Consider the following 21913-nt stretch of genomic DNA (forward strand, 5'->3'; position numbering starts at 1 on the left):
TGCTTTTTCTATTTATTGGCTTTCATGAAGTATTTGATTTGACTCATACTAACGTATACAAGGAAATTCATGTTCAGGAAGTGAAGAAAATGGAATCATCCATTTACTTAAAATTACGGCACCGCATACAAGTTCACCCTGAAAGTCCCGTTATCTTAAAAAGAATGGCACAAGTAATAGCACCGGAGGCATTGTTGGAGGAAATTAACTCCATGGTTGTCTATCAAGTGACAGAGGAAGATCAGAACATCATCATCATCGATGTCATGAAGGTCCTGCATCACTTGAGCATACGCTTCCCGGAATGTGATATCCAAACCATCGGCCCATCACAGACCATTGTCGAGGTAATTTATAAGAAGAAGAGGATGTCGATTCCGATGTTCATACTTGTCTGGCTTCTCCTTTTTATTGGTGCAGGGCTGGCCATAATGAATTTTCATGAAGACGTCAGCATGAGGGAAGTGCATCAGAACCTATATAAAATTATTACCGGCCATAAAAATGAAAAGCCTCTCATTTTCCAGATTCCTTATTCGCTAGGTCTTGGGGTAGGGATGATTTTATTTTTCAATCATGTCTTTCGGAAAAGAATCAATGAAGAACCGAGTCCATTGGAGGTCGAAATGTTCAATTACCAGTCCGATCTAGACCAGTATGTCATCATGAATGAAAACAAGGAAAGTATGAAACACATTGATGACGATTGAAGTATTGTTCATGGCTTTTGTCGGACTGGCAGGAGGATTGGCGGTAGGATCGGGATTTGTCGCATTTTTGACTGTGCTTGGGATCATCCCCCGTTTGACACAGCTGACGAAGACCATGAAGATGATCCATTATTACGAATGGGCAGTCATATTCGGAGCTGTAACAGGCGGGTGGCTTGGGCTGCGGGGCGAATCGTTTTCGTGGACTCCCTATCTATTGATATTCATTGGACTGGGCAGCGGGATATTTACTGGTATGCTGGCAGCTGCATTGACGGAGGTATTAAATGTATTCCCCATCCTTGCAAAGCGGATTGGGATTGATGATAGAATCGTGTATTTATTGATGGCGATTGTTTTTGGAAAAGTATTGGGTTCCCTGTTTCATTGGATGTATTTTGTAGATCAATGATGTTTGCAGCCTTATATGGAAAAGAAGGTGTTATCAATGAAGAAGCATCGTGTCATTTTGATTACAGATGGAGACGCATATGCACGAAAGGCCGTTGAGGCAGTGGCCAAAATATACGATGGAAGATGCATCTCCCAATCTTGCGGCAATCCTTCTGTTCTCAGTGGAAGTGATATTGTGAAGCTGATTAAGAAAACCCCTTATGATCCTGTATTTGTTATGTTTGATGACAGCGGATTTCTCGGGGAAGGGTCAGGGGAGCAGGCGATGAAATATGTAGCAAATCATAAAGAGATAGAAGTTCTCGGAGTCATCGCAGTTGCTTCAAGGACAAAGGATGCCGAATGGACCAAAGTGGATGTCTGCATTGATAACGAGGGAAATCTGACCAGCAACGGTGTGGACAAGTACGGTGTGCCGGAAATGGATATCGGACGAATCAATGGAGATACGGTCTATTGTCTGGATCAGCTGGATGTTCCCATCATCGTAGGAATCGGGGATATTGGAAAAATGGCGAAAAAAGATTCTTCCGATAAAGGAGCTCCAATTACAAAAAAAGCAGTTGAAATCATCATGGAAAGGAGCGGGTTCAATGCCAAAGGGTGATTTGAACACGAAAAAGCCGATTCCTCACAATCTGAAAGAAATGGAACAATACATGAAGGAAAGGGTGGGCTTAGGCACGAGCTTCGACCTGGGCTTGCGGAAACTGAAGATCCTCAAAAAGGATGTTCATATCTATTATGTGAATGGACTGTGCGATACGCAGTACATCATAAAATTATTCCAGGAACTCATTGAAATCAACGATAATGAAAGACTCTCTTCCAAATTATACGAGATTGTTGAAAACAGGCTGATCCATCAATCGGTACAGCCCGTCAAAACGATTGATGAAATGGTTGACCAAGTACTATCTGGTTTGATTGCCGTTTTAGTGGAAGGCGAAGAAAAAGCACTGATCGTAGACGTCCGAAGCTACCCTGGAAGACAGCCGCAGGAGCCGGATACAGAAAAAGTGGTAAGGGGTTCACGTGACGGGTATGTCGAAAACATCATCGTCAATACAGCTCTTACGAGAAGAAGGATCAGGGATGAACGGCTGCGGTTTGAAATGTTCAAAGCAGGCGAACGTTCAAAAATGGATATATCCATTGCCTATATAGAGGATGTAGCCAACCCCGATTTGATTAATACAATAAGGAAGGAAATAACCAATATTAAGATCGACGGGCTATCAATGGCTGATAAAGCTGTAGAAGAATTCATCGTCAAACAGGGATATAATCCATATCCAATGGTCCGATATACAGAGCGGGCGGACGTCGGCGCGACCCATTTGCTTGAGGGGCATGTCCTCATATTTGTTGATACTTCTCCAAGTGTCATCATCACTCCTACAACTTATTTTCATCATGTTCAGCATGCGGAAGAGTACCGTCAATCAGCTGCGGTCGGTACATTTGTCAGGTGGGTAAGATTCTTAGGGATTTTATCATCGATATTCCTAATTCCACTTTGGTATCTCTGTGTACAGCAGCCGTCTCTGCTTCCCGACAGGATAGCCTTCATTGGCCCAAATGAACAGACCCATATCCCGATATTGATCCAGATTTTAATAGCAGACCTTGGTCTGGAATTCTTAAGGATTGCCGCCATTCATACGCCGACCCCATTATCCACTGCGATGGGTTTAATCGCTGCAGTTATGATCGGGCAGATCGCGATCGATGTGGGGCTGTTTGTACCGGAGGTCATATTGTATATTTCCGTTGCTGCCATCGGGACATTTTCAACGCCAAGCTATGAATTGAGCGTAGCAAATAAATTAGTAAGGCTGTCCCTGCTATTCATCGTAGCAATCTTTGGTGTCCCGGGTCTGGTAATGGGCTCTACAATTTATGTGATACTTCTTGCGAGGCTGAAATCACTCAATACTCCATATTTATGGCCATTGATCCCATTCAGCCCCATGGCATTTCTGCAGATCCTCATCAGACGGTCTGTGCCTGGTTCTGTCGTACGGCCAAGCATTGTTCAGCCAAGGAACAAATTCAAACAGCCGCTCAAAGAATGAGCCATCGTTTTATTGCATGTCAAAGATTTCTATGATAAAGTTTAAGGCAAAATAAAAATAGAATGCAGGTCGTGATAGACAGTGAGTCGGAAGAAATCCTGGCTGCTGTCTATTTGTTTATGACAGCAAAATGGAGTGTGGGGAATCATGCATTTTTATGGAACTTCAGCAATCAACGAAGCCGGTCACCTGGAGATTGGCGGATGCGATACAGTAGAACTTGCCAAGAAGTATGGAACGCCGCTTTATGTATATGATGTAGCCTTAATCCGCGAACGGGCGAGGGGATTTAAGGAAACCTTTGACCGGTTGAATGTAAAAGCACAGGTAGCCTATGCAAGCAAAGCGTTTTCTTCCATCGCTATGGTGCAGCTGGCTGCGGAAGAAGGCCTTTCATTGGATGTGGTGTCAGCAGGAGAACTCTATACGGCGTTAGCAGCTGGATTCCCCACTGAGAAAATTCATTTCCATGGCAATAATAAAAGTGAAGAAGAATTGAAAATGGCGCTGGAGCATAAGGTAGGCTGCATCGTCGTTGATAATTTCTCTGAATTATCTCTTCTTGAAGAGGTTTGTTCCGAACAGAAAACACAAATGAGCGTGCTCTTGAGAGTCACTCCCGGTATCGAGGCGCATACACATGACTATATTCTGACGGGCCAGGAAGATTCGAAGTTCGGCTTCGACCTTCAAAACGGCCAGGCGGAAAAAGCTTTGCTGGCTGCTGCTGACTCTCCGTGGATTGATCTCCTAGGCATCCATTGCCATATCGGTTCCCAGATTTTTGATACAACAGGATTTGTACTTGCAGCGGAAAAAATCATGGAAAAACTCAATGAATGGAGCAAAAAGCATCATTTTGAGCCTAAAGTACTGAATTTAGGTGGAGGATTTGGCATCAGATATACCGCAGAAGATGATCCGATCCCGCCGGCAAGATATGTAGAGGAAATCATCACAAAGGTGAAGGAAGAAAGCATCAGATACGGGCTGGAAATGCCTGAGATTTGGATTGAACCGGGACGTTCACTTGTCGGGGATTCCGGTACGACATTGTATGAAGCAGGCTCCCAAAAAGATGTTCCGAATGTCCGCAAATATATTGCTGTCGATGGCGGAATGAACGATAATATCAGGCCGGCCCTATACGATGCAAAATATGAGGCAGTGCTTGCCAATAGAGCGAATGATCCAAAAGAAGAGCTTGTATCCATTGCAGGAAAGTGCTGCGAATCTGGGGATATGCTTATTTGGGACATCCATCTGCCGCAAGTCCAAAAAGGAGATTTACTTGCTGTCTTCTGTACAGGTGCATATGGGTATTCAATGGCTAATAATTATAATAGAATACCACGCCCTCCGGTAGTATTCGTGGAGAATGGCAGGGATGTCCTTGTTGTCCGCAGGGAAAGCCTTAAGGATATCATTCACTTGGATATGCCCCTCAATGCCAATGCAGGAAACTATTCCCGCTGATCCAAACGATAGATTTTAAAGAGCAGCGGCTTCCGCACATTGTTTTGACATACAATAGCGGAAGCCTGTTTTTATAGATAAGAGAGTATAAAAATTCTGAGTGAAGTGCTGTCCAGCTCCAGCGCCTAGCCCCTCGAGGTCATAAGTCGTACCTCTACGGAAATCAGGATTTCCTTCGAGTTCCGTCTTATGCGGGTCGGGGCTGATCGAGCCGCTTGCGCTTTTCTTATAATAGATTTGCAGAATCATAATAAAATGAATACAATAACAGACAAGAGTCTTTGTTAGGAAAAAAAGAATGGGAATGCCGTCTTGTTTTATAAAGGAGAAATGAAAATTGAAAGTCAATAATGCAGCGTTGTTTATTATTTTAGGCCTGTTGACAATCGGTTGGGGAATCATTTATTGGATTTTCATAGGCTCAAAGTAATGTGCTTGTCAAGATTGAATGTTGCTATTTTATCTAGTAAGATAGAGTACGATTAAGAATTAAGTTATTTGTAAATAATGGTAATAGCCAAAAGAAGCGGAAAATAAAAGAGGGATTATGTGATGTTAATACGCTTTAAAAAAACATTTGAAAAAATTGCAATGGGCTTGATGTCCTTCATGCCAAGTGAAAAAGATATAAAAAAGCTGCAGCAGACCATGAAAAATTATGAAGAAAACCAGGATTGGCAGCTATTTCTTTGGAAAGAGGAAGATATCATCGGTCTGATTGGCGTTGTTGTAGCTGAAGAGGAAGTTGAAATTCAGCATATTTCAGTGAATCCATCACATCGCCATGAAGGAATAGGCAAAAAAATGATAAAAGAACTCAGTCACTTATATGAGAATAAAGAACTAAAGCCAAACCAAAATACATCAGCTTTTTTTGATAAATGTGATTTTGAAGGAGAAGCTCTCTGAATGAAATCAATAAAAATGAGCACCTGCCATCAGGTGCTCATTTTTATTTTGGATCAATGTTCTTTTTCAATAAGGCATTATTCCTTGCATGGATGACTTCTGACCGATCCCTTGTCCGATGCCTATGGATTAGTGCATGGTTGGTGAGATCGCTTTTTTGCCAGCTATATTGATGTTTTTTACACTCTTGCCGGCATATTTTCATCAGATCCGGGTCTTTTATCGGTAATTCCATGCTTTCATATTCTTCTCTTTGATCGATCTTGGATAGAGAAATGGACAGAAGCTGGAAGAATTCATCGTCATTCAAGCCTAAATCAGAAACCATTTTGCTGCGTCCTTCAAACCCCTTTATCGCCTTGGACATCATCTTCCTGGCACCTGGCCAATTATTTCTTCTGTGATGATATTGAGCGACAGCTAACTGAATGAATGGGAGCCATATGGAATCTTTTCTTCGGCCTTCGCGATCTTTCCAATATTCTTCAAGGATTTCATGACATTCAAAATAGTCGCGGCAAGCATGAAATTGAACAAGATAGTCTATATATTCTCTAGGATATGACATGTTGTTCCCTACTTTCTTTCTATCCTACAAGTGTAGCATAATATATTTTGCGAAAAAACAATCCAACTTCCGCAGTGAAAGCTTTTCTTTCAAGTTTCCTATTGGAGAATGGGGAACTATCCTCTATACTTAAAGGTAGCCCAAAACAGCGGGTAAAAAGAACAGGTGATGAATTTGGAATATAGTGTTAAAGTAGATGCATTTGAAGGTCCATTGGATCTTTTGCTGCATTTAATCAATTCTCTGGAAATAGATATATATGATATCCCCATGGCTCAAATTACAGAACAGTATCTTATGTACGTCCATGCCATGAAGGAACTGAAACTTGATGTAGCAAGTGAATATCTGGTCATGGCTGCAACGCTTCTTGCCATTAAAAGCAAGACGCTTCTGCCAAAGCACCACGATGATCTGGACGAAGAAGAATTTGAGTTCGAAGATGAAATGGATCCGAGGGATGAATTAGTTGAAAGGCTAATAGAATATAAAAAGTATAAAAGTGCTGCAGACGAATTAAAGCAGAGGGAGCAGGAGCGAGGACAGATATTCACCAAACCTCCAAGCGATCTTTCTGAAATTGCCGGTGCAGCCTCAAGTGAGAAGCTCGAACTGAATGTAACCATTTATGATATGCTTGGAGCTTTTAATAAACTCCTTCGAAGAAAGAAACTGCAAAAGCCGGTAACCACCAGGATTTCAAGACAAGAACTGTCCATTGAGAAAAGAATGGAAGAAGTCATGGTGGAACTTAGGAGTTTTACAGGAAGAAAAAGTTTTGCTGAGTTATTTCCTTATGAAGAAAAGGACCATATCGTCGTTACATTCTTAGCAATCCTTGAACTGATGAAAAGGAATGAATTGCTTGTGGAGCAGGAAGGGAATTTCGATGACATTTTCATAACAGCAAAGGAAGGAGCAGAAGTCATTGGAAATCGTTAATTGGAAAGGCATCTTAGAAAGTCTGCTCTTCGTAGCAGGTGATGAAGGCTTGAATTTAAAGCAAATCATGACAGTAATGGAAATTGAAGAACATCAGGCATGGGAAATCATAGAGGTTTTAAAAGAAGACTATGAAACAAGTAATCGTGGAATGGAATTGAAGGAAATAGCAGGGACGTTCCAGCTGGTGACCAAAAAAGAATTTGCCCCATATCTAAAGAAATTGGTAGAATCCCCAGGGGTGAATACGCTATCCCAAGCAGCTCTGGAAAGCTTGGCTATTGTCGCCTATAAACAGCCGATTACGAGGGCGGAAATAGAGGATATAAGAGGAGTCAAAACAGAAAGGCCCCTTCAAACCCTCGTTTCCAAAGGGTTGATCAAAGAGGTTGGAAGAGCGGAAGGAACAGGTAGAGCCATATTATACGGAACGACAAAAGAATTCTTAGATTATTTTGGTCTTAAAAATATCAGTGAATTGCCGCCTCTGCCTGAGAAGACAGAAGACGACCTTCTCCAGGAAGATGCTGATTTATTTTTCGGCAAATTCCAAGAGACTCTGAGTCAGGAAGTGTAATGCTTCAATTATGCGGGAAACGCCGTTAAGGATATGGGAGGGGAATATGAGAAACTCTATCGTACAAACACAGACGGAAGAAGTGAAGAGATTCCTGGAAAAAACCATCGGGGTGATCACTGGGTTCCTGAATGAGACAAAGTTGAGTGAATTGATTCATGAAGAAGGCATAGAAAGGGATTATTCTGAAGGGCTGCTCTCTGTTTTGAGGCGCATACTGGTTTCCTGCGAAGACGGGAAGGATGCCTGCAGCCTTGCCTTAAAGTGCGAACCATTCAATAAGATGGCTGCTGAAAAAGCTTTGTATTCCATTTATCATCTATGTATCGAAGAGTTCTTTTCCCCTAAAAATGATTCCTGGTATGAAGATCCAAGGTCTGCATATACAGGAAGGCAAGCAATAAAATTCAGAAAATCTGCACCACAAAAAGTTCAAGAGCTTATTTCCACTTTGGAATTGGACTTTCAGCGATTCCGGGAAGAACTTGATTATTATGAAACAGATTATAGAACAAAAATGATGCAGTCAAAATAATTTCTCTTTAAAATAAGCTCAAAACCCACACCCTCTTCATAGTTTAATAAACGTGAGGAGGGTGTGTTTTATATGCAAGAAGAATATCGTTCGTATATCCGGCAAATGAGGGGCTGGCGAAACAGTCTTGAAGCATCACTTCAAGGTACTGGCGTAAAAGAAGATTGGATGAACAAGTTAGCGGCGTTTGACAATCTCATTTTAAGGTTAGAAGATTCTACCGGCAGTGAAGCATTGATCAGCAAGGAAATTTATGAGTTAGCGGTAGAAATTCATCGATCCGCACAAGAAGCCAATGAAAAGAGGGAAGTTGGCGGATATATATGGACAGAAGAGATTAAAATTCCGCCCGGCGGACATTCCCTGCCTCCATTGCCTTATGGGTATAATGCTTTAGAGCCATACATTTCAGGGGAAATTATGATGCTTCATCATGATAAACATCATCAGTCATATGTGGATGGATTGAATAAAGCAGAAAATAAACTGATGGAAGCAAGAAAAACGAATGATTTTTCACTAATAAAGCACTGGGAACGAGAATTGAGTTTTCACGGATCGGGCCACTACCTCCATACTTTATTTTGGGAAGTAATGAGCCCAAATGGCGGGGGAATGCCAGCGGAGGGCTTAATGAAAGCCATCGAGATTTCCTTTGGGAGTTTTGAAGCATTTAAACGGCAGTTTTCAGAGGCAGCTATTGCGGTGGAAGGTTCAGGATGGGCCGTATTGGTCTGGTCAATGAGAGCCAGGAGACTGGAGATTCTTCAATCGGAAAAACATATGAACTTGACCCAATGGGATACGATTCCACTGCTAGTGATTGATGTGTGGGAACATGCCTATTATCTTCAATATAAAAACAACCGTGCAGAGTATGTGAAGAATTGGTGGAATGTTGTTAATTGGCCGCTGGTGGAATCGCGTTTTGAAAAAGCAAAAAAGTTAAGATGGAAGGCATTTTGAGGCACAGGCCGTTTCCGGCAAGCTCCCCTCTCTCATTCATGGCAGGTATCCATGGATAAAGGAGGGGAGCTTTTCTGTTGGATTGAAAGCAATTTAGTTCATAACGCCGCTTGTCCTGCATAAACTTGTACAAACAAGATGGGAAGAGGTGTCTTTTTGAGAAATAAGGTTTTTTACATATATATTGCCATGACGATTGCGGTGATGGGGTTCATGCCGTCCCTTGCAAAAGCATCCGGATTTTCAGTCAGTGCCAGAGGGGCTGTACTGATTGATCAGGATACCGGTAGGATTTTATATGAGAAAAATGCCAATCAAAAAATGAGGATTGCCTCTATTACAAAAATTATGACCGCAATACTGGCTATTGAATCGGGAGAAATGAATCAAGATGTAAAAGTCAGCAAAAAAGCTGTATATACGGAAGGGTCGTCCCTATATTTAAAGGAAGGAGAAAAAGTAAAGCTCGAAGATTTGGTGTATGGGCTTATGCTCCGCTCAGGCAATGATGCAGCTGTTGCCATTGCAGAACATGTTGGCGGAAGCCTCGATGGTTTTGTTTATTTGATGAACAAAAAGGCAGAAGAAATAGGGATGAAAAATACTCATTTTGCCAACCCGCATGGACTCGATGATCATGAAAATCATTATTCCACAGCCTATGATATGGCCATACTAATGAAATACGCCATGCATAATCCCGAATTTAAAAAGATATCCGGTACGAAGGTATATCATGCTGATGATCCGGACAGCGAATGGGAGAGAACCTGGAGAAATAAGAACAGGCTGCTTACAGAAAAATATGAGTATTGCACAGGGGGAAAAACAGGTTTTACCAAAAGAGCAAAAAGGACTCTCGTTACGACAGCGGCAAAGGACGGTCAACATTTAATCGCTGTCACCCTTAACGCGCCGGATGACTGGAATGATCATATAACGATGTACAATTACGGTTTTAGTCATTATGATCAAATGCTTGTGCTTGAAAAGGGAACTATAAAGGACATTTCAGACTCATTTTATAAAGGAAAGGTCTATATAAAGAGTGATGTTGAATATCCGCTTGCTTCAAATGAAAAAGAAAATATGAGAGTCGAGTATCAATTGCTGAAGCCTCAAAAAGATTGGAAGAAGAAATCCAGCCATACACCTGATATTGTCGGAAAAGCATTGATATATTTTAATGAGAAAAATGTCAGGACCGTCCCAATATACTTCAATCACGGCGCCTCAAAGGATACATCGAGCTGGATTGATCTCTTTCAGGAAGTATTCCTGGCAGGACTGGGTGTGAGAATAGATGGTTAATTACATTTGGGTGGGAATGACTATCATCGGGCTTATTTTTGCGGCAGTCAACGGGAAAATGAAGGAAGTGAATGAAGCCATTTTTCATTCTGCCAATGAGGCAGTGACGCTATGTATAGGACTGATCAGCATTTTGGTTTTTTGGCTCGGGATTATGAAGATTGCCCAAGATTCGGGGCTTCTTGAAAAAATGTCATCGTTTTTTCGTCCATTAGTCCAGAGGCTATTCCCGGAGGTTCCTCCAGGACACCCCGCTATGGGCTATATACTGTCAAATATGATAGCGAATATGTTTGGATTGGGAAATGCTGCAACCCCACTGGGGATCAAAGCGATGGAGCAATTAAAGGAGCTTAATGGAGGAAAGCCTGTCGCAAGCAGATCAATGATAACATTTTTAGCAATAAACACATCAAGTCTTACTCTAATACCAACAACCGTCATCGCCATCAGGATGAATTATGGGTCGGCATCCCCTACTGAAATCGTAGGACCCACGTTATTCGCTACCTTTATTTCTGCCATTTTTGCTATATTCATAGACCGCTATTTTTACTATAGAAGATCTCGCAAAGAGGTGAAGTGACAATGCAATGGCTATCGCTCCTATCACTTTGGATGATTCCGGTGCTCATCGCATTCATTTTGCTTTATAGCATATGGAAAAGAGTCCCGTCTTACGAAAGTTTTGTTGAAGGGGGAAAGGAAGGAATCAAGATCGCATTCTCGATTATTCCTTATTTAGTGGGAATGCTCGTCGCTATTACGGTTTTTCGTGCATCCGGCGCAATGGATTTTTTCGTAAACCTCACCAAACCTCTTCTTTCAGCAATCGGTGTACCAGCCGAGGTAGTTCCCCTCGCATTGATCAGACCGATATCGGGCAACGCTGCACTTGGAATGATGAGCGACATAATTTCGACACACGGGGCAGATTCCTATGTAGGGAGGCTGGCCTCGGTCCTTCAAGGCAGTACAGATACGACGTTTTATGTGCTTACCGTCTATTTTGGCGCAGTGGGCATTAAAAAAATGGGAGACGCTTTGAAAGTTGGGCTTCTTGCAGATTTAGTGGGCATTGCAGCAGCAATTATAGTGGTGGCTTGGATATTTTGAATTTCAAAGATGCTTATCGGCATCTTTTTTTGTTTTTGAGAAGGTTGAGTGCTCAGTACTGGGATTTGTCCTTTGCTTTTCGACATACATGTGTAATAATTCATAAAGGCGGATACTATTCCGTATTTTGTATATCAAATGTTTGATATTAAAAATGAAACCATTAGCTGAGGTGAATATAGATGGAAAGATTGCAAAAAGTAATTGCTCACGCTGGTATTGCTTCAAGACGCAAAGCGGAAGAGCTTATCGTAAAAGGAAAAGTAAAAGTGAACGGACAGGTAGTCAAGGAACTGGGGACAAAGGTTTCCGGGAATGACAGGATCGAAGTGGAAGGCGTTCAGATTGAAAGTGAAGAAAAAGTCTATTACCTTTTTTACAAACCGAGAGCTGTCATTTCTGCAGCATCCGATGATAAAGGCAGACAAGTGGTCACTGACTTTTTCCCTCACATATCCCAGAGGATATACCCGATCGGCCGATTGGACTATGATACATCCGGTCTTCTCCTTTTGACAAATGACGGAGAATTTGCAAATGCCATCATGCATCCAAGGTATGAAATTCCAAAGACATATGTAGCGAGGCTAAAAGGGCTGCCAAGCAGGGAAGCTATCAAAAAATTGGAACATGGAATCATGCTCGAAGATGGCAAAACAGCTCCGGCAAAGGTGAAAGTTACATCGTTTGATAAAAAAATGAATAAAGCCATCGTTGAAATCACAATCCATGAGGGCAGGAACAGACAGGTAAGAAGGATGTTTGAAGCCATTGGCCATCCTGTATCCAAGCTGAAGCGCGAAAAGCTGGCCTTCCTTACATTGCACGGATTGAATGCAGGGGAAGCAAGGGAATTGTCCCCGCATGAAGTTAAACTTCTCCGTACACTTTCAGAGACAGGGTCGATCAAATAATTCATTCTTCATAAAAGTGTCACATATCCAATTAATCCAAAAACCGTTAATAATGATATAATTAGGAGCAAAATGTGACCGATTACATCAAGGAGGAAGGTATAATGGCGCAAAGCAAGCAGCAGAGGCTTTGGATCCGGACGGCCATTTTGGTTGTCCTCATTGCGGCAGTGGCATACACATTATATGCAAACTTCACCAAAGAAGAACGAGGTCAGCTGAAGGCAGGAGACAAGGCGCCTGATTTCTCGTTAGTAGATATGAATGGAAATAAACACAGACTATCAGAGTATAAGGGAAAAGGGGTATTCCTTAACTTCTGGGGAACATGGTGTGATCCATGTAAAAGGGAAATGCCTTTTATGGACAATCAATATAAGGAATTTAAAGATCAAGGCGTAGAGGTCTTGGCAGTCAATGTCGGCGAGTCCCAATTTTTGATCAATAATTTTATTAAGAGGTACGGACTTACGTTTCCAGTTGTGGTGGATAAAAATAAAGATGTCCAAACCGCCTATGGTATTGATCCGCTTCCAACTACCTTCTTAATCAATCCGAAAGGTGAAATAGTAGATATCATCAAAGGAACGATGACGGAAGAAGATGTCAAGAAAGATATGGAGCGTATTAAACCTTAAATTAAGGGAGTAGTTTGAAATGAAAGATATCAAATGTGAATGCGGGCACGTCAATCCGCATGGCACCGTACTCTGTGAAGCGTGCGGACGAGCTCTTACCGAGGAAGCAAAAAATGACCGGCTGCATGATATGAGGTATGAAGGAAGTGCCAGAAGGTCCCAGGTCTATAACAAGACGATTATCGACAAGATATGGAACTTCTTCTCCTCTGTTAAGGTAGGGGTATGGCTTATTGTCGTGACGCTCATAGCCTCGGCATTAGGAACGATTTTCCCTCAGCAAATGTATATCCCTCCAACAGTGGACCCTGCAGATTATTATAAAGATACATACGGCTGGCTTGGAGATGCTTATTATACACTTGGATTCAATAATCTATACAGCTCCTGGTGGTATTTGATTTTAATCGCATCCATCGGGATTTCTCTTGTGATTTGCAGTCTCGACAGGGTCATCCCATTATATAAAGCGCTTAAAAAACAGCGGGTCACCAGGCATGAAGGCTTTTTAAAAAGACAGCGCGTCTTTGGGATTTCGGAAGTGAGCAATCTTGAAGAAGATATGAAAACAGCTGCAGGTAAGCTCAAGGAAAAAAGGTATTCCATTCGTGAAGAAAACGGAAACATCCTTGCTGAAAAAGGAAGGTTTTCCCGCTGGGGTCCATACATCAATCATATAGGGCTTATCATTTTCCTGATTGGCGCCATGCTTCGCTTCATACCGGGCATGTACGTAGATAAAGTGGTCTGGATTCGTGAAGGGGAGACCAAGGTTCTTCCAGGCACGCACGAAAAATACTATCTGAAAAATAAGAAATTCATTTTGCAGACATACGATAAGCAAAATGATTCTGCTGTATTTGATCAAGCCATTGACAGGGTTGGAACCATTGCCAAAAACTATCAATCAAATGTTGAATTGTATAAAAGGGAAGATGGGGAAGTCCCTGGGGAAACAAATCTGAAAAAAGTTAAATCCAAACAGATCAAGGTTAATCAGCCGCTTACATTTGATAAGTATGCAGTTTATCAAGTGGACTTTAAAATGGATGAATTTCAGGCTATGTATTTTGATCTGACTAGTAAAGAAACAGGAGATAAATTCGGCAACATTAAGGTCGATTTATTCAATCCGAAAGATTCTTATAACCTGAAAAATGGATATAAAATCGAACTGATGGGCTATTATCCTGACTTCTCAGGATTTTCAAAAGAGGGAGAACCTCAAACAAAGTCTCCTGTTCCAAACAATCCTGCATTTCTTTTTAATATGATTTCTCCTGAACATCCAGATGGAGAAGTAAGTTTTGTAGCTATTAAACAAAATGTAGAACCTTTTGGCAAGAATGAATACAAAATGTCATTTGCCGGCATCGATACCCGCAATGTATCTGCTCTATCTGTTAAAAAAGACCTGACTCTATGGGTGATTGCCATTGGTGGAATCATATTTATGATCGGGGTCATTCAAGGGGCATATTGGAACCACAGAAGAATCTGGCTTCAGCGTAAAGGCGGAAAAGTCTTGGTGAGCGGCCATACAAATAAAAATTGGTTCGGATTAAAAAAAGATATCGCCTACGTTTTGAATGAAACTTCAATAGCTGAACCAGTCGATCAGCTGCAGGAAAAGGAAATAGATAAGGAATAATTGAAAAGGGAGGGATCCAGTTATGACGAATTTAGTAGACGTAAGCAGCAACCTTCTGTATTTAGCGTTTATCATGTATCTAATCGGTACTTTTTTCTTTGGGGGATCCATTCGTTCTAAACATGGGGTCGCAAAGGATTTATCCAAACTGAATACATGGGGTAAAATTGCCATTACGATCACCGTCATTGGATTCGCAGCACAAATTGGGTACTTCATAACAAGATGGATTGCATCAGGACATGCACCCGTCAGTGATCTGTTTGAATTTACAACATTCTTCGGTATGATGCTTGTTGGTGCATTCATTATAATTTTCTTCATTTATCGGACAGCTGTATTGGGATTGTTTGCATTGCCGATTGCCCTTCTGGTCATTGCCTATGCAAGTATGTTCCCGAAGGAAGTCAGCCCATTGATTCCTGCGCTGCAAAGTGATTGGCTTCATATCCACGTTACTACTGCTGCAGCCGGAGAAGCAATTCTAGCCATTAGTTTTGCAGCTGGCTTGATTTATCTTGTAAAGAATATCGACCAATCAAAGAGAAGCAAGAAAACATTCTGGCTTGAGGCTGTTCTATTTGGACTCATTGCCGTACTGGGATTTGTGGCTGTAACCACAACCTTCTCATTAATGGATTATAAAGCTTCATTTAATTGGGTTGATCGAAGCGGTGCAGAAAAAGTCATGGACTATAATGTACCTCCACTTGTCGGTCCGCATGATGGAAAGTTGACGACTGCAGGCCGCATGGATCCGTGGGTGGAACTTCCTGCTTTCTTCAATGCCATGAAGTTCAATACAGTAATCTGGTCGTTAGGCGGTGGAATCGTTCTTTATTTAATCCTTCGTCTGATCCTTCGTAAACGAATCGGCGCCGCATTGCAGCCATTGGCTAAAAACGTGAAATCGGATTTACTTGATGAGATTGGATACCGTTCTGTATTGATTGGCTTCCCTGTATTCACACTTGGGGCGTTGATATTCGCCATGATCTGGGCTCAAATGGCTTGGACAAGATATTGGGGATGGGATCCGAAAGAAGTATGGGCCCTCATCACATTCTTGTTTTATGCAGCATTCCTTCATCTGCGCATGTCTAAAGGATGGCATGGTGAAAAATCTGCATGGCTTGCTGTAATTGGGTTCGCCATCATCATGTTTAATCTAGTTGCCGTTAACCTAGTCATTGCAGGACTGCATTCATACGCATAATAAAATAAACAAATAATTTCAGACTGGATGAAGCTTCTGGTCATCGGTCTGAAGCCTTCACTTTAAGTGGAGGCTTTTTTCGAATACAATAAAGGAAATAAGATTGAATAGGAGGATACATATGGAACAGGATATTCGATTGTTGGTTGTGGACGATGAAGAAAGAATTCGAAAGCTGATCAAAATGTATTTAGAGAGGGAAAAATATATAATCGATGAAGCTGAGAACGGTGAAGAAGCATTGGAAATGGCATTGAATAACGATTATGACTGCATTTTGCTGGATTTGATGCTGCCGGGAAAAGATGGTATTGAAGTCTGCCGGGAGCTTCGGGAGAAAAAATCTACTCCTGTCATCATGTTGACCGCTAAAGGAGAAGAAGCGAACAGGGTACAGGGCTTTGAAGTGGGAACCGATGATTATATTGTTAAGCCGTTCAGTCCAAGAGAAGTAGTTCTTCGGGTGAAAGCCCTTCTTAGGCGTTCAGCAAGCGTTAACTTTAACCAATCACAGACCATGTCAAAGGATGTCATTGTTTATCCTCACCTGACGATTGATAATGATGCCCATAGAGTGACTGCGGATGATATCGAAGTCAATTTGACGCCAAAAGAATATGAACTGCTGTATTTCCTCGCAAAAGCCCCTGATAAGGTCTATGACAGGGAACACCTTTTGAAAGAAGTTTGGCATTATGAGTTTTTCGGAGATTTAAGAACGGTGGATACCCATGTGAAAAGGCTGAGAGAAAAGCTCAATAAAGTCTCTGAGCAAGCCGCTAAGATGATTGTCACTGTATGGGGAGTAGGCTACAAGTTCGAGGTAGTGAATGAATGAGGCTTTGGCGAAGCGTAGTAGGGAAGCTGTGGATGACCATCCTGCTCCTTGTTTCATTTGTATTATTCATCCTTACAATCCTTCTTCTTGAGTTTTTTGAAGGATACCATGTGAAACAGGTTGAGAATGATCTAACCGCTACAGTAAAGAAGATCGCTTATATCATGGAAGAGCACGGAAACAATGAAATCGGGTTAGAAATCGCTTGGGAGATAGCAGATAAGCCTGCTCATGTAATGGTGCTGATGGACGGGAAGAAAACTTATTTTTCCCCTGGTACGAAGAAATCAGAAAAAATCCCCCTTGCTACTGTACTTAAGGACAAGGAGCTCATGAAAACTGTTACCGAGGATAAAATGGTAAAAAAAGAAATGAGCCTCATGGGATCGCAGTCCAATGAAAGCCGTTATGAAAATATCATCATCATTGGTGTGCCCCTGCATATGAAAGGACACCAAACCGGTGCGGTCTATATCTATCAATCACTTGGCGTCATCAAAGAAACAACGCAGCAGACCACTAGGCTGATACTGCTTTCGGCGGGGATTGCCATCATTTTGACGACCATTTTTGCTTTCTTTTTATCTACGAGGATCACTGCCCCTTTGAGAAAGATGCGGGAAGCTGTATTTGAAGTCGCCAGAGGGAAGTTTGATACAAAGGTACCCATACTGACACATGATGAAATAGGCGAGCTGGCTACTGCCTTTAATCAGATGGGACGCCAATTGAAAATCAACTTGAATGCCCTCAATCAGGAAAAAGAGCAGCTTTCAAGTATATTGAGCAGTATGGCTGACGGTGTCATCACATTCAATCGCGATGGCACGGTTTTGATAACAAATCCTCCTGCTGAGCGGTTTTTGCAGCAATGGTACTATGAACAAGGTGAAAATGGGGACCATGCAGCACCAATCCGGGTTTTGGAGCTCCTCAATAAGGTCATCGATACCGAAATGGAACAGACCGGGGAATTGATGCTCCAAGGAAGATATTATGTAGTCGTGGTCAGCCCGCTATATAATCAGCAAAATGTAAGGGGAGCGGTTGCTGTCGTAAGGGATATGTCGGAAGAAAGACAGCTGGATAAACTCCGCAAGGATTTCATTGCAAATGTATCGCATGAATTGAGGACGCCTATTGCCATGCTTCAAGGGTATAGCGAAGCAATCATAGACGATATTGCCAGCACTGAGGATGAGAAAAAAGAAATTGCAAAAATCATTTATGATGAATCTTTAAGAATGGGAAGGCTAGTGAATGAACTGCTTGATTTGGCACGAATGGAAGCGGGGCATATTTCCTTAAATAAAGAACCGGTTGATTTCAAGCCTTTTCTTGAACGAGTGACTAATAAATTTCAAGGTCTTGCACGGGAGAAAAAGATAGAATTGACTGTAAGCCTCAAACATGAAATAGAGTGGTTTGAATTTGATCCGGATCGGATAGAGCAAGTTTTGACGAATTTAATCGATAATGCGATTCGACATACACCTGAAGGGGGACGTGTGGAGGTCGTTCAGAAAAACCGTACACACGGGATAACCATTGATGTAAAGGATACCGGATCCGGTATACCTCAAGAAGATCTTCCTTTTGTTTTTGAACGCTTTTATAAAGCAGATAAAGCCAGGACCAGAGGGCGCTCAGGAACAGGCCTTGGTTTAGCGATTGCTAAAAATATCATTGATGCCCATAAAGGACAGATATCCGTTCAAAGCAAAGTCGGACATGGGACGACATTTTCTTTCTTTTTGCCAAGAACAAAGTGAAAATCCTGAAGAATGATGACGGTTAATCTTGTTTCATGAGAAACAGACATGCACCTTGTGCTTTTTGGCTAAATGCCAAAAAAGTTCAAGGTGTTTTTGTTTCAAAGGAAAATTAAGAATAATCTTCCATAAACGTCATATTCAAGATATAGTATGTGTGTAACCTTTTGCACGTACTGTACGACTAATATTTTGAACGGGGAGGTAAATGAATGGACTCCGTTTTTCAGGATTTATATACGAAATACCATCAGGATGTGTTTCAATTCCTGGTGTATATGGTGAAGAGCAAAGAGCAGGCAGAAGACCTGGTACAGGAAGTCTATATCCGTGTATTGAAATCTTATAAAAAATTCCAAGGGAAAAGCTCCGAAAAGACATGGTTATTCTCCATTGCAAGGAATGTTGCAATCGATCATTTCCGTAAAGAGAAAGGCTGGAAAGGCCGATTGATGGAAAAATTTGATTGGGGAAGCCAGCAATTGAAAGATGATCTCCCTCTTCCGGAGGACATCACACTTCAGAAAGAAGAGCTAAGGCAGCTCTTCGAATGTCTGGATGCATGTTCCACGGACCAAAGGCTAGTCATTGTCATGAGGTATATGAATGAATTGTCCATCACAGAGACTGCAGATGCACTTAATTGGACGGAAAGTAAAGTGAAAACCACTCAGCATCGTGCCATTAAGACCTTGAAGGACTTAATGAATGATAAGTCGCGAAAGGGGGGGGAATCGAATGAAAAAGTCAGAATGGGATGACCATCGAATCGAAGAATTATTTAAAGCCATGCCTAAAATTCATGATGAACGCAGTCCGCATGAAATATATGAAAAAATACAGCAGACTCAAAAAGCATCGAAAAGAAAACTGCCCGCAGTATTTTCATTTTCAGCTGCTGCTGCAGCAGTTGTTTTGATAATTGTGCTCATCCTACCTGTCTTGACGAATGAACCTCTTCAGCTGGCAGGACCGCATGACCAATTGAAGAAGCAATCCTTCCACGGAGAAGAAAAGAATTTTAAGAAGCAAGAACTGAGGAAAGATGTGCCGCCATCATCAAATTCAGATATTAATAGTCAGGACGCCTCAAGAAGCGCAGGTATCTCCATGTTAAAGGCTGCTGAAGAACCTATTAAGACGACGGTATCCAAAGAGGAAGAAAAAGATCATTATGTCCTAAGGTTTGGGCTGCCAAGTCCTGATGCCATTTTCGTCCCAATCACCATATTGGTTGATAAGGCCAAATACAGCAGCTGGATGGATGCGTTTAATGCAACAGCAGAAAAGATTCCTGAACAAGACTGGGGCTTCGATGATTTCTATCCGCTTCAGGGGGAATTGAACTACGATGAGCAAAAACAGAAAATGGTTGTGAAGCTGGACGAAAATAATCCGTATACTACTGCTCTGTCGTTAGAGTCAAGTATTTACCTCCGTGTTTTCCAATACGATTTTGAACAGATGGGGATAAAAGACGTAGAAATTCTCAATGAAGCAGGTAAACCAATGAATTTCGAAAGCTTTGGTCCAATAGATATTATAAATCCCGATCGTTTTAAAACAGGCTACTATAGCTATACGTTGCCAAACGGCGATAATTATTTGGTGCCTGGTGAGGTTATAATGCCAAATGCACAAAAAGCATTTGAAATGATGAAAGATAGTCCGAGTGATTTACTGCAGAGCATAATCCCGCAAGGAATAGACTATTCGGTTGAAGAAAAAAACAGCGAAATAGAAACCATAAAATTCAGTAGTAAAATGAATTTGAATAGTGGAGATCAAGCAGCTAACTTGAAAATGATTGAAGGAATGCTTCTTACTGCCCATCAATTTGGGTATAAGTATATTCAATTTGAAAATATCACCCCGGAAAAATGGGAAGGATATGACTTCTCTAAATTGGTTGAGACTCCAATTTCCCCAAATAAAAAAGAATTGCCATAAATTTTTATTGAATGGCTAAGAAAGTGATGCCTAAGTTTGTTAAACGAAATTTAAGGCATCTTTTTTGTTCTAAAGAATAAAGTCCCGGCATAAAGTAATTCGTCAGCAACCCATCAAGGAGGGGCATAATGCAGGATTATGTAAGAAGATTTATGATTGTATTGATTCTTGGTATATTTATTAGTTTAATCATTATCGGGGGGAGGATGGCTTAAAGTCATTGTCTTGAAATCAAAACATATCTCTTCACAAAAAAACATTTTTCTAGTATAATCAACCTGAAATTAAATATCGATTCATCTTCGGGGCTGGGTGAAATTCCCGACCGGCGGTAATGAAGCAATTCTGAGCCCGCGAGCCTTTTTGGCAGGATTTGGTGAGATTCCAAAGCCGACAGTATAGTCTGGATGGGAGAAGATGAAGGTTGGCCAGTGATTAAAACGATATGTTTTGACCGCTTATTCAGTCATGCCTATTCTCCCTCAAGAACTTGATTTTCTTGGGGGATTATTCTTTATGGGCTGAACATCGGTCTGGCTGCCTTTCTTCTGACAAGAGGTGAATCTCCAAAGGAGAGAGGAAAATTGAATAAAATGGGTGTAAAATCTTTAGTGGTTGTAGGGATGTTAAGCAGCTTATCGTATATCTTGATGCTGTTGAACTTTCCGCTTCCGTTCTTCCCAAACTTTTTGCTGATTGATTTCAGTGATATTCCAGCATTAGTGGCAGCTATCATGATGGGGCCATTAGCCGGGGTTCTTGTGGAACTTATCAAGAATGGGCTGCATTATATGATGACTGGAAGCGCAACTGGAGTTCCTGTTGGGGACTTTGCGAACTTTATGGCCGGTATCCTATATATCCTGCCAACCTACTATGTCTTCAATCGCTTGAAGACGAAGAAAGCTATGACAATAGGCTTAATTGCAGGTACATTCAGCATGTCCATCATCATGAGCATCTTGAATTATCTTGTGATCCTTCCTGCTTATACGTATTTTCTGCATTACCCTGCAATGAGCAGTGGAGAAGTCAGAGCCATGATCGTTACAGGTATACTGCCATTCAATTTTGTAAAAGGTTTTATCATCATGGGCCTATTCATGCTTCTATTTACACGCATGCAAGGCTGGATGATGAAAAATTCATATAAAAGCGCATAAAAAAAACAGCGGGGCTGCCCGCTGTTTTTTTTGCATCAGGAATGAAAAAGAAGCTGAATTAATGGTTCAGCTTCTTTTGTGCGCTTGGCAGCGCATCGGACTAATGGGTGAAAGTCCCTGACACACCGCAGTGGCGGAAGTGTCTAGCTGACAGGTAGTGCATTGTCTG

The 21913-nt window shown here is 41.6% G+C and carries 23 protein-coding genes and 1 riboswitch; of the genes, 22 read left to right on the forward strand and 1 reads right to left on the reverse strand.

Annotated elements, in window-relative coordinates:
* The first annotated feature begins 89 nt into the window (after positions 1-89).
* The 6 genes from DFR59_RS13840 to DFR59_RS13870 all read left to right on the forward strand — a co-directional run bounded on the left by DFR59_RS13840 (position 90) and on the right by DFR59_RS13870 (position 5587).
* On the forward strand, positions 90-710 hold the full coding sequence (locus DFR59_RS13840) for a stage V sporulation protein AA (protein WP_114746254.1): 621 nt from the start codon (positions 90-92) through the stop codon (positions 708-710).
* Positions 700-1122: a stage V sporulation protein AB gene (locus DFR59_RS13845; protein ID WP_114746255.1), complete on the forward strand. Its 423-nt coding sequence runs from the start codon at positions 700-702 to the stop codon at positions 1120-1122. Before DFR59_RS13840 ends, DFR59_RS13845 begins: the two co-directional genes overlap by 11 nt.
* A gap of 36 nt (positions 1123-1158) precedes the next feature.
* Positions 1159-1731: a stage V sporulation protein SpoVABEA gene (gene spoVAEA / locus DFR59_RS13850; RefSeq protein WP_158538392.1), complete on the forward strand. Its 573-nt coding sequence runs from the start codon at positions 1159-1161 to the stop codon at positions 1729-1731.
* Positions 1718-3202, forward strand: coding sequence for a spore germination protein (locus DFR59_RS13855; protein ID WP_114746257.1), 1485 nt, complete (start codon positions 1718-1720; stop codon positions 3200-3202). The genes spoVAEA and DFR59_RS13855 overlap by 14 nt, the downstream gene beginning before the upstream one ends.
* Positions 3203-3349: 147 nt before the next feature.
* Positions 3350-4678 (forward strand): diaminopimelate decarboxylase, encoded by a 1329-nt coding sequence (lysA, locus tag DFR59_RS13860; RefSeq protein WP_114746258.1) that lies wholly within the window; start codon positions 3350-3352, stop codon positions 4676-4678.
* Between the two features lie 552 nt (positions 4679-5230).
* Positions 5231-5587 carry a GNAT family N-acetyltransferase gene (locus DFR59_RS13870; RefSeq protein ID WP_114746260.1) on the forward strand — a complete coding sequence of 119 codons (357 nt, stop codon included), beginning with the start codon at positions 5231-5233 and terminating at the stop codon, positions 5585-5587.
* Between the two features lie 43 nt (positions 5588-5630).
* On the opposite strand, the gene DFR59_RS13875 is transcribed toward DFR59_RS13870, so the two are convergent.
* Positions 5631-6155, reverse strand: a complete 525-nt coding sequence (locus tag DFR59_RS13875) for a DUF309 domain-containing protein (protein WP_114746261.1) — start codon at positions 6153-6155, stop codon at positions 5631-5633.
* A gap of 174 nt (positions 6156-6329) precedes the next feature.
* Between DFR59_RS13875 and DFR59_RS13880 the strand changes: the two genes are divergently transcribed.
* The 16 genes from DFR59_RS13880 (at position 6330) to DFR59_RS13955 (ending at position 21744) form a co-directional block, all read left to right on the forward strand.
* The gene (locus tag DFR59_RS13880) at positions 6330-7097 is read left to right on the forward strand and encodes a segregation/condensation protein A (protein WP_245948489.1); all 768 of its coding nucleotides are present in this window, start codon (positions 6330-6332) and stop codon (positions 7095-7097) included.
* The gene (scpB, locus tag DFR59_RS13885; RefSeq protein WP_114746263.1) at positions 7084-7674 is read left to right on the forward strand and encodes an SMC-Scp complex subunit ScpB; all 591 of its coding nucleotides are present in this window, start codon (positions 7084-7086) and stop codon (positions 7672-7674) included. The genes DFR59_RS13880 and scpB overlap by 14 nt, the downstream gene beginning before the upstream one ends.
* 46 nt (positions 7675-7720) lie before the next feature.
* Entirely contained in the window at positions 7721-8209 is a 489-nt protein-coding gene (locus DFR59_RS13890; protein WP_114746264.1) for a DUF3907 family protein, read from the forward strand.
* Between the two features lie 72 nt (positions 8210-8281).
* Positions 8282-9175: a superoxide dismutase gene (locus DFR59_RS13895; protein ID WP_170137281.1), complete on the forward strand. Its 894-nt coding sequence runs from the start codon at positions 8282-8284 to the stop codon at positions 9173-9175.
* Between the two features lie 189 nt (positions 9176-9364).
* Positions 9365-10486 carry a D-alanyl-D-alanine carboxypeptidase family protein gene (locus tag DFR59_RS13900; RefSeq protein ID WP_114746285.1) on the forward strand — a complete coding sequence of 374 codons (1122 nt, stop codon included), beginning with the start codon at positions 9365-9367 and terminating at the stop codon, positions 10484-10486.
* Positions 10479-11072, forward strand: coding sequence for a nucleoside recognition domain-containing protein (locus tag DFR59_RS13905; protein ID WP_114746265.1), 594 nt, complete (start codon positions 10479-10481; stop codon positions 11070-11072). The genes DFR59_RS13900 and DFR59_RS13905 overlap by 8 nt, the downstream gene beginning before the upstream one ends.
* A gap of 2 nt (positions 11073-11074) precedes the next feature.
* A complete protein-coding gene (locus tag DFR59_RS13910) occupies positions 11075-11602 on the forward strand; it encodes a spore maturation protein (RefSeq protein ID WP_147278276.1) in 528 nt (175 codons plus the stop codon).
* 182 nt (positions 11603-11784) lie between these two features.
* Positions 11785-12516: a pseudouridine synthase gene (locus tag DFR59_RS13915; protein ID WP_114746267.1), complete on the forward strand. Its 732-nt coding sequence runs from the start codon at positions 11785-11787 to the stop codon at positions 12514-12516.
* Between the two features lie 104 nt (positions 12517-12620).
* Positions 12621-13154, forward strand: a complete 534-nt coding sequence (resA, locus tag DFR59_RS13920; protein ID WP_114746268.1) for a thiol-disulfide oxidoreductase ResA — start codon at positions 12621-12623, stop codon at positions 13152-13154.
* A gap of 19 nt (positions 13155-13173) precedes the next feature.
* On the forward strand, positions 13174-14805 hold the full coding sequence (gene resB / locus DFR59_RS13925) for a cytochrome c biogenesis protein ResB (RefSeq protein WP_114746269.1): 1632 nt from the start codon (positions 13174-13176) through the stop codon (positions 14803-14805).
* A 22-nt stretch (positions 14806-14827) separates the two neighbouring features.
* Positions 14828-16021 (forward strand): c-type cytochrome biogenesis protein CcsB, encoded by a 1194-nt coding sequence (gene ccsB / locus DFR59_RS13930; protein WP_114746270.1) that lies wholly within the window; start codon positions 14828-14830, stop codon positions 16019-16021.
* A gap of 121 nt (positions 16022-16142) precedes the next feature.
* A complete protein-coding gene (locus tag DFR59_RS13935) occupies positions 16143-16859 on the forward strand; it encodes a response regulator transcription factor (RefSeq protein ID WP_114746271.1) in 717 nt (238 codons plus the stop codon).
* Positions 16856-18631: an ATP-binding protein gene (locus tag DFR59_RS13940; RefSeq protein ID WP_114746272.1), complete on the forward strand. Its 1776-nt coding sequence runs from the start codon at positions 16856-16858 to the stop codon at positions 18629-18631. Before DFR59_RS13935 ends, DFR59_RS13940 begins: the two co-directional genes overlap by 4 nt.
* A 212-nt stretch (positions 18632-18843) precedes the next feature.
* Positions 18844-19392 carry an RNA polymerase sigma factor SigX gene (gene sigX, locus DFR59_RS13945; RefSeq protein ID WP_114746273.1) on the forward strand — a complete coding sequence of 183 codons (549 nt, stop codon included), beginning with the start codon at positions 18844-18846 and terminating at the stop codon, positions 19390-19392.
* The gene (locus DFR59_RS13950) at positions 19370-20581 is read left to right on the forward strand and encodes a hypothetical protein (RefSeq protein ID WP_114746274.1); all 1212 of its coding nucleotides are present in this window, start codon (positions 19370-19372) and stop codon (positions 20579-20581) included. The genes sigX and DFR59_RS13950 overlap by 23 nt, the downstream gene beginning before the upstream one ends.
* Positions 20582-20875: 294 nt before the next feature.
* Positions 20876-21004, forward strand: a riboswitch (FMN riboswitch).
* Between the two features lie 161 nt (positions 21005-21165).
* Positions 21166-21744 carry an ECF transporter S component gene (locus tag DFR59_RS13955; RefSeq protein ID WP_114746275.1) on the forward strand — a complete coding sequence of 193 codons (579 nt, stop codon included), beginning with the start codon at positions 21166-21168 and terminating at the stop codon, positions 21742-21744.
* The last annotated feature ends 169 nt before the right edge of the window (positions 21745-21913 follow it).

The organism is Falsibacillus pallidus, from assembly GCF_003350505.1.
GTDB lineage: Bacteria > Bacillota > Bacilli > Bacillales > DSM-25281 > Falsibacillus > Falsibacillus pallidus.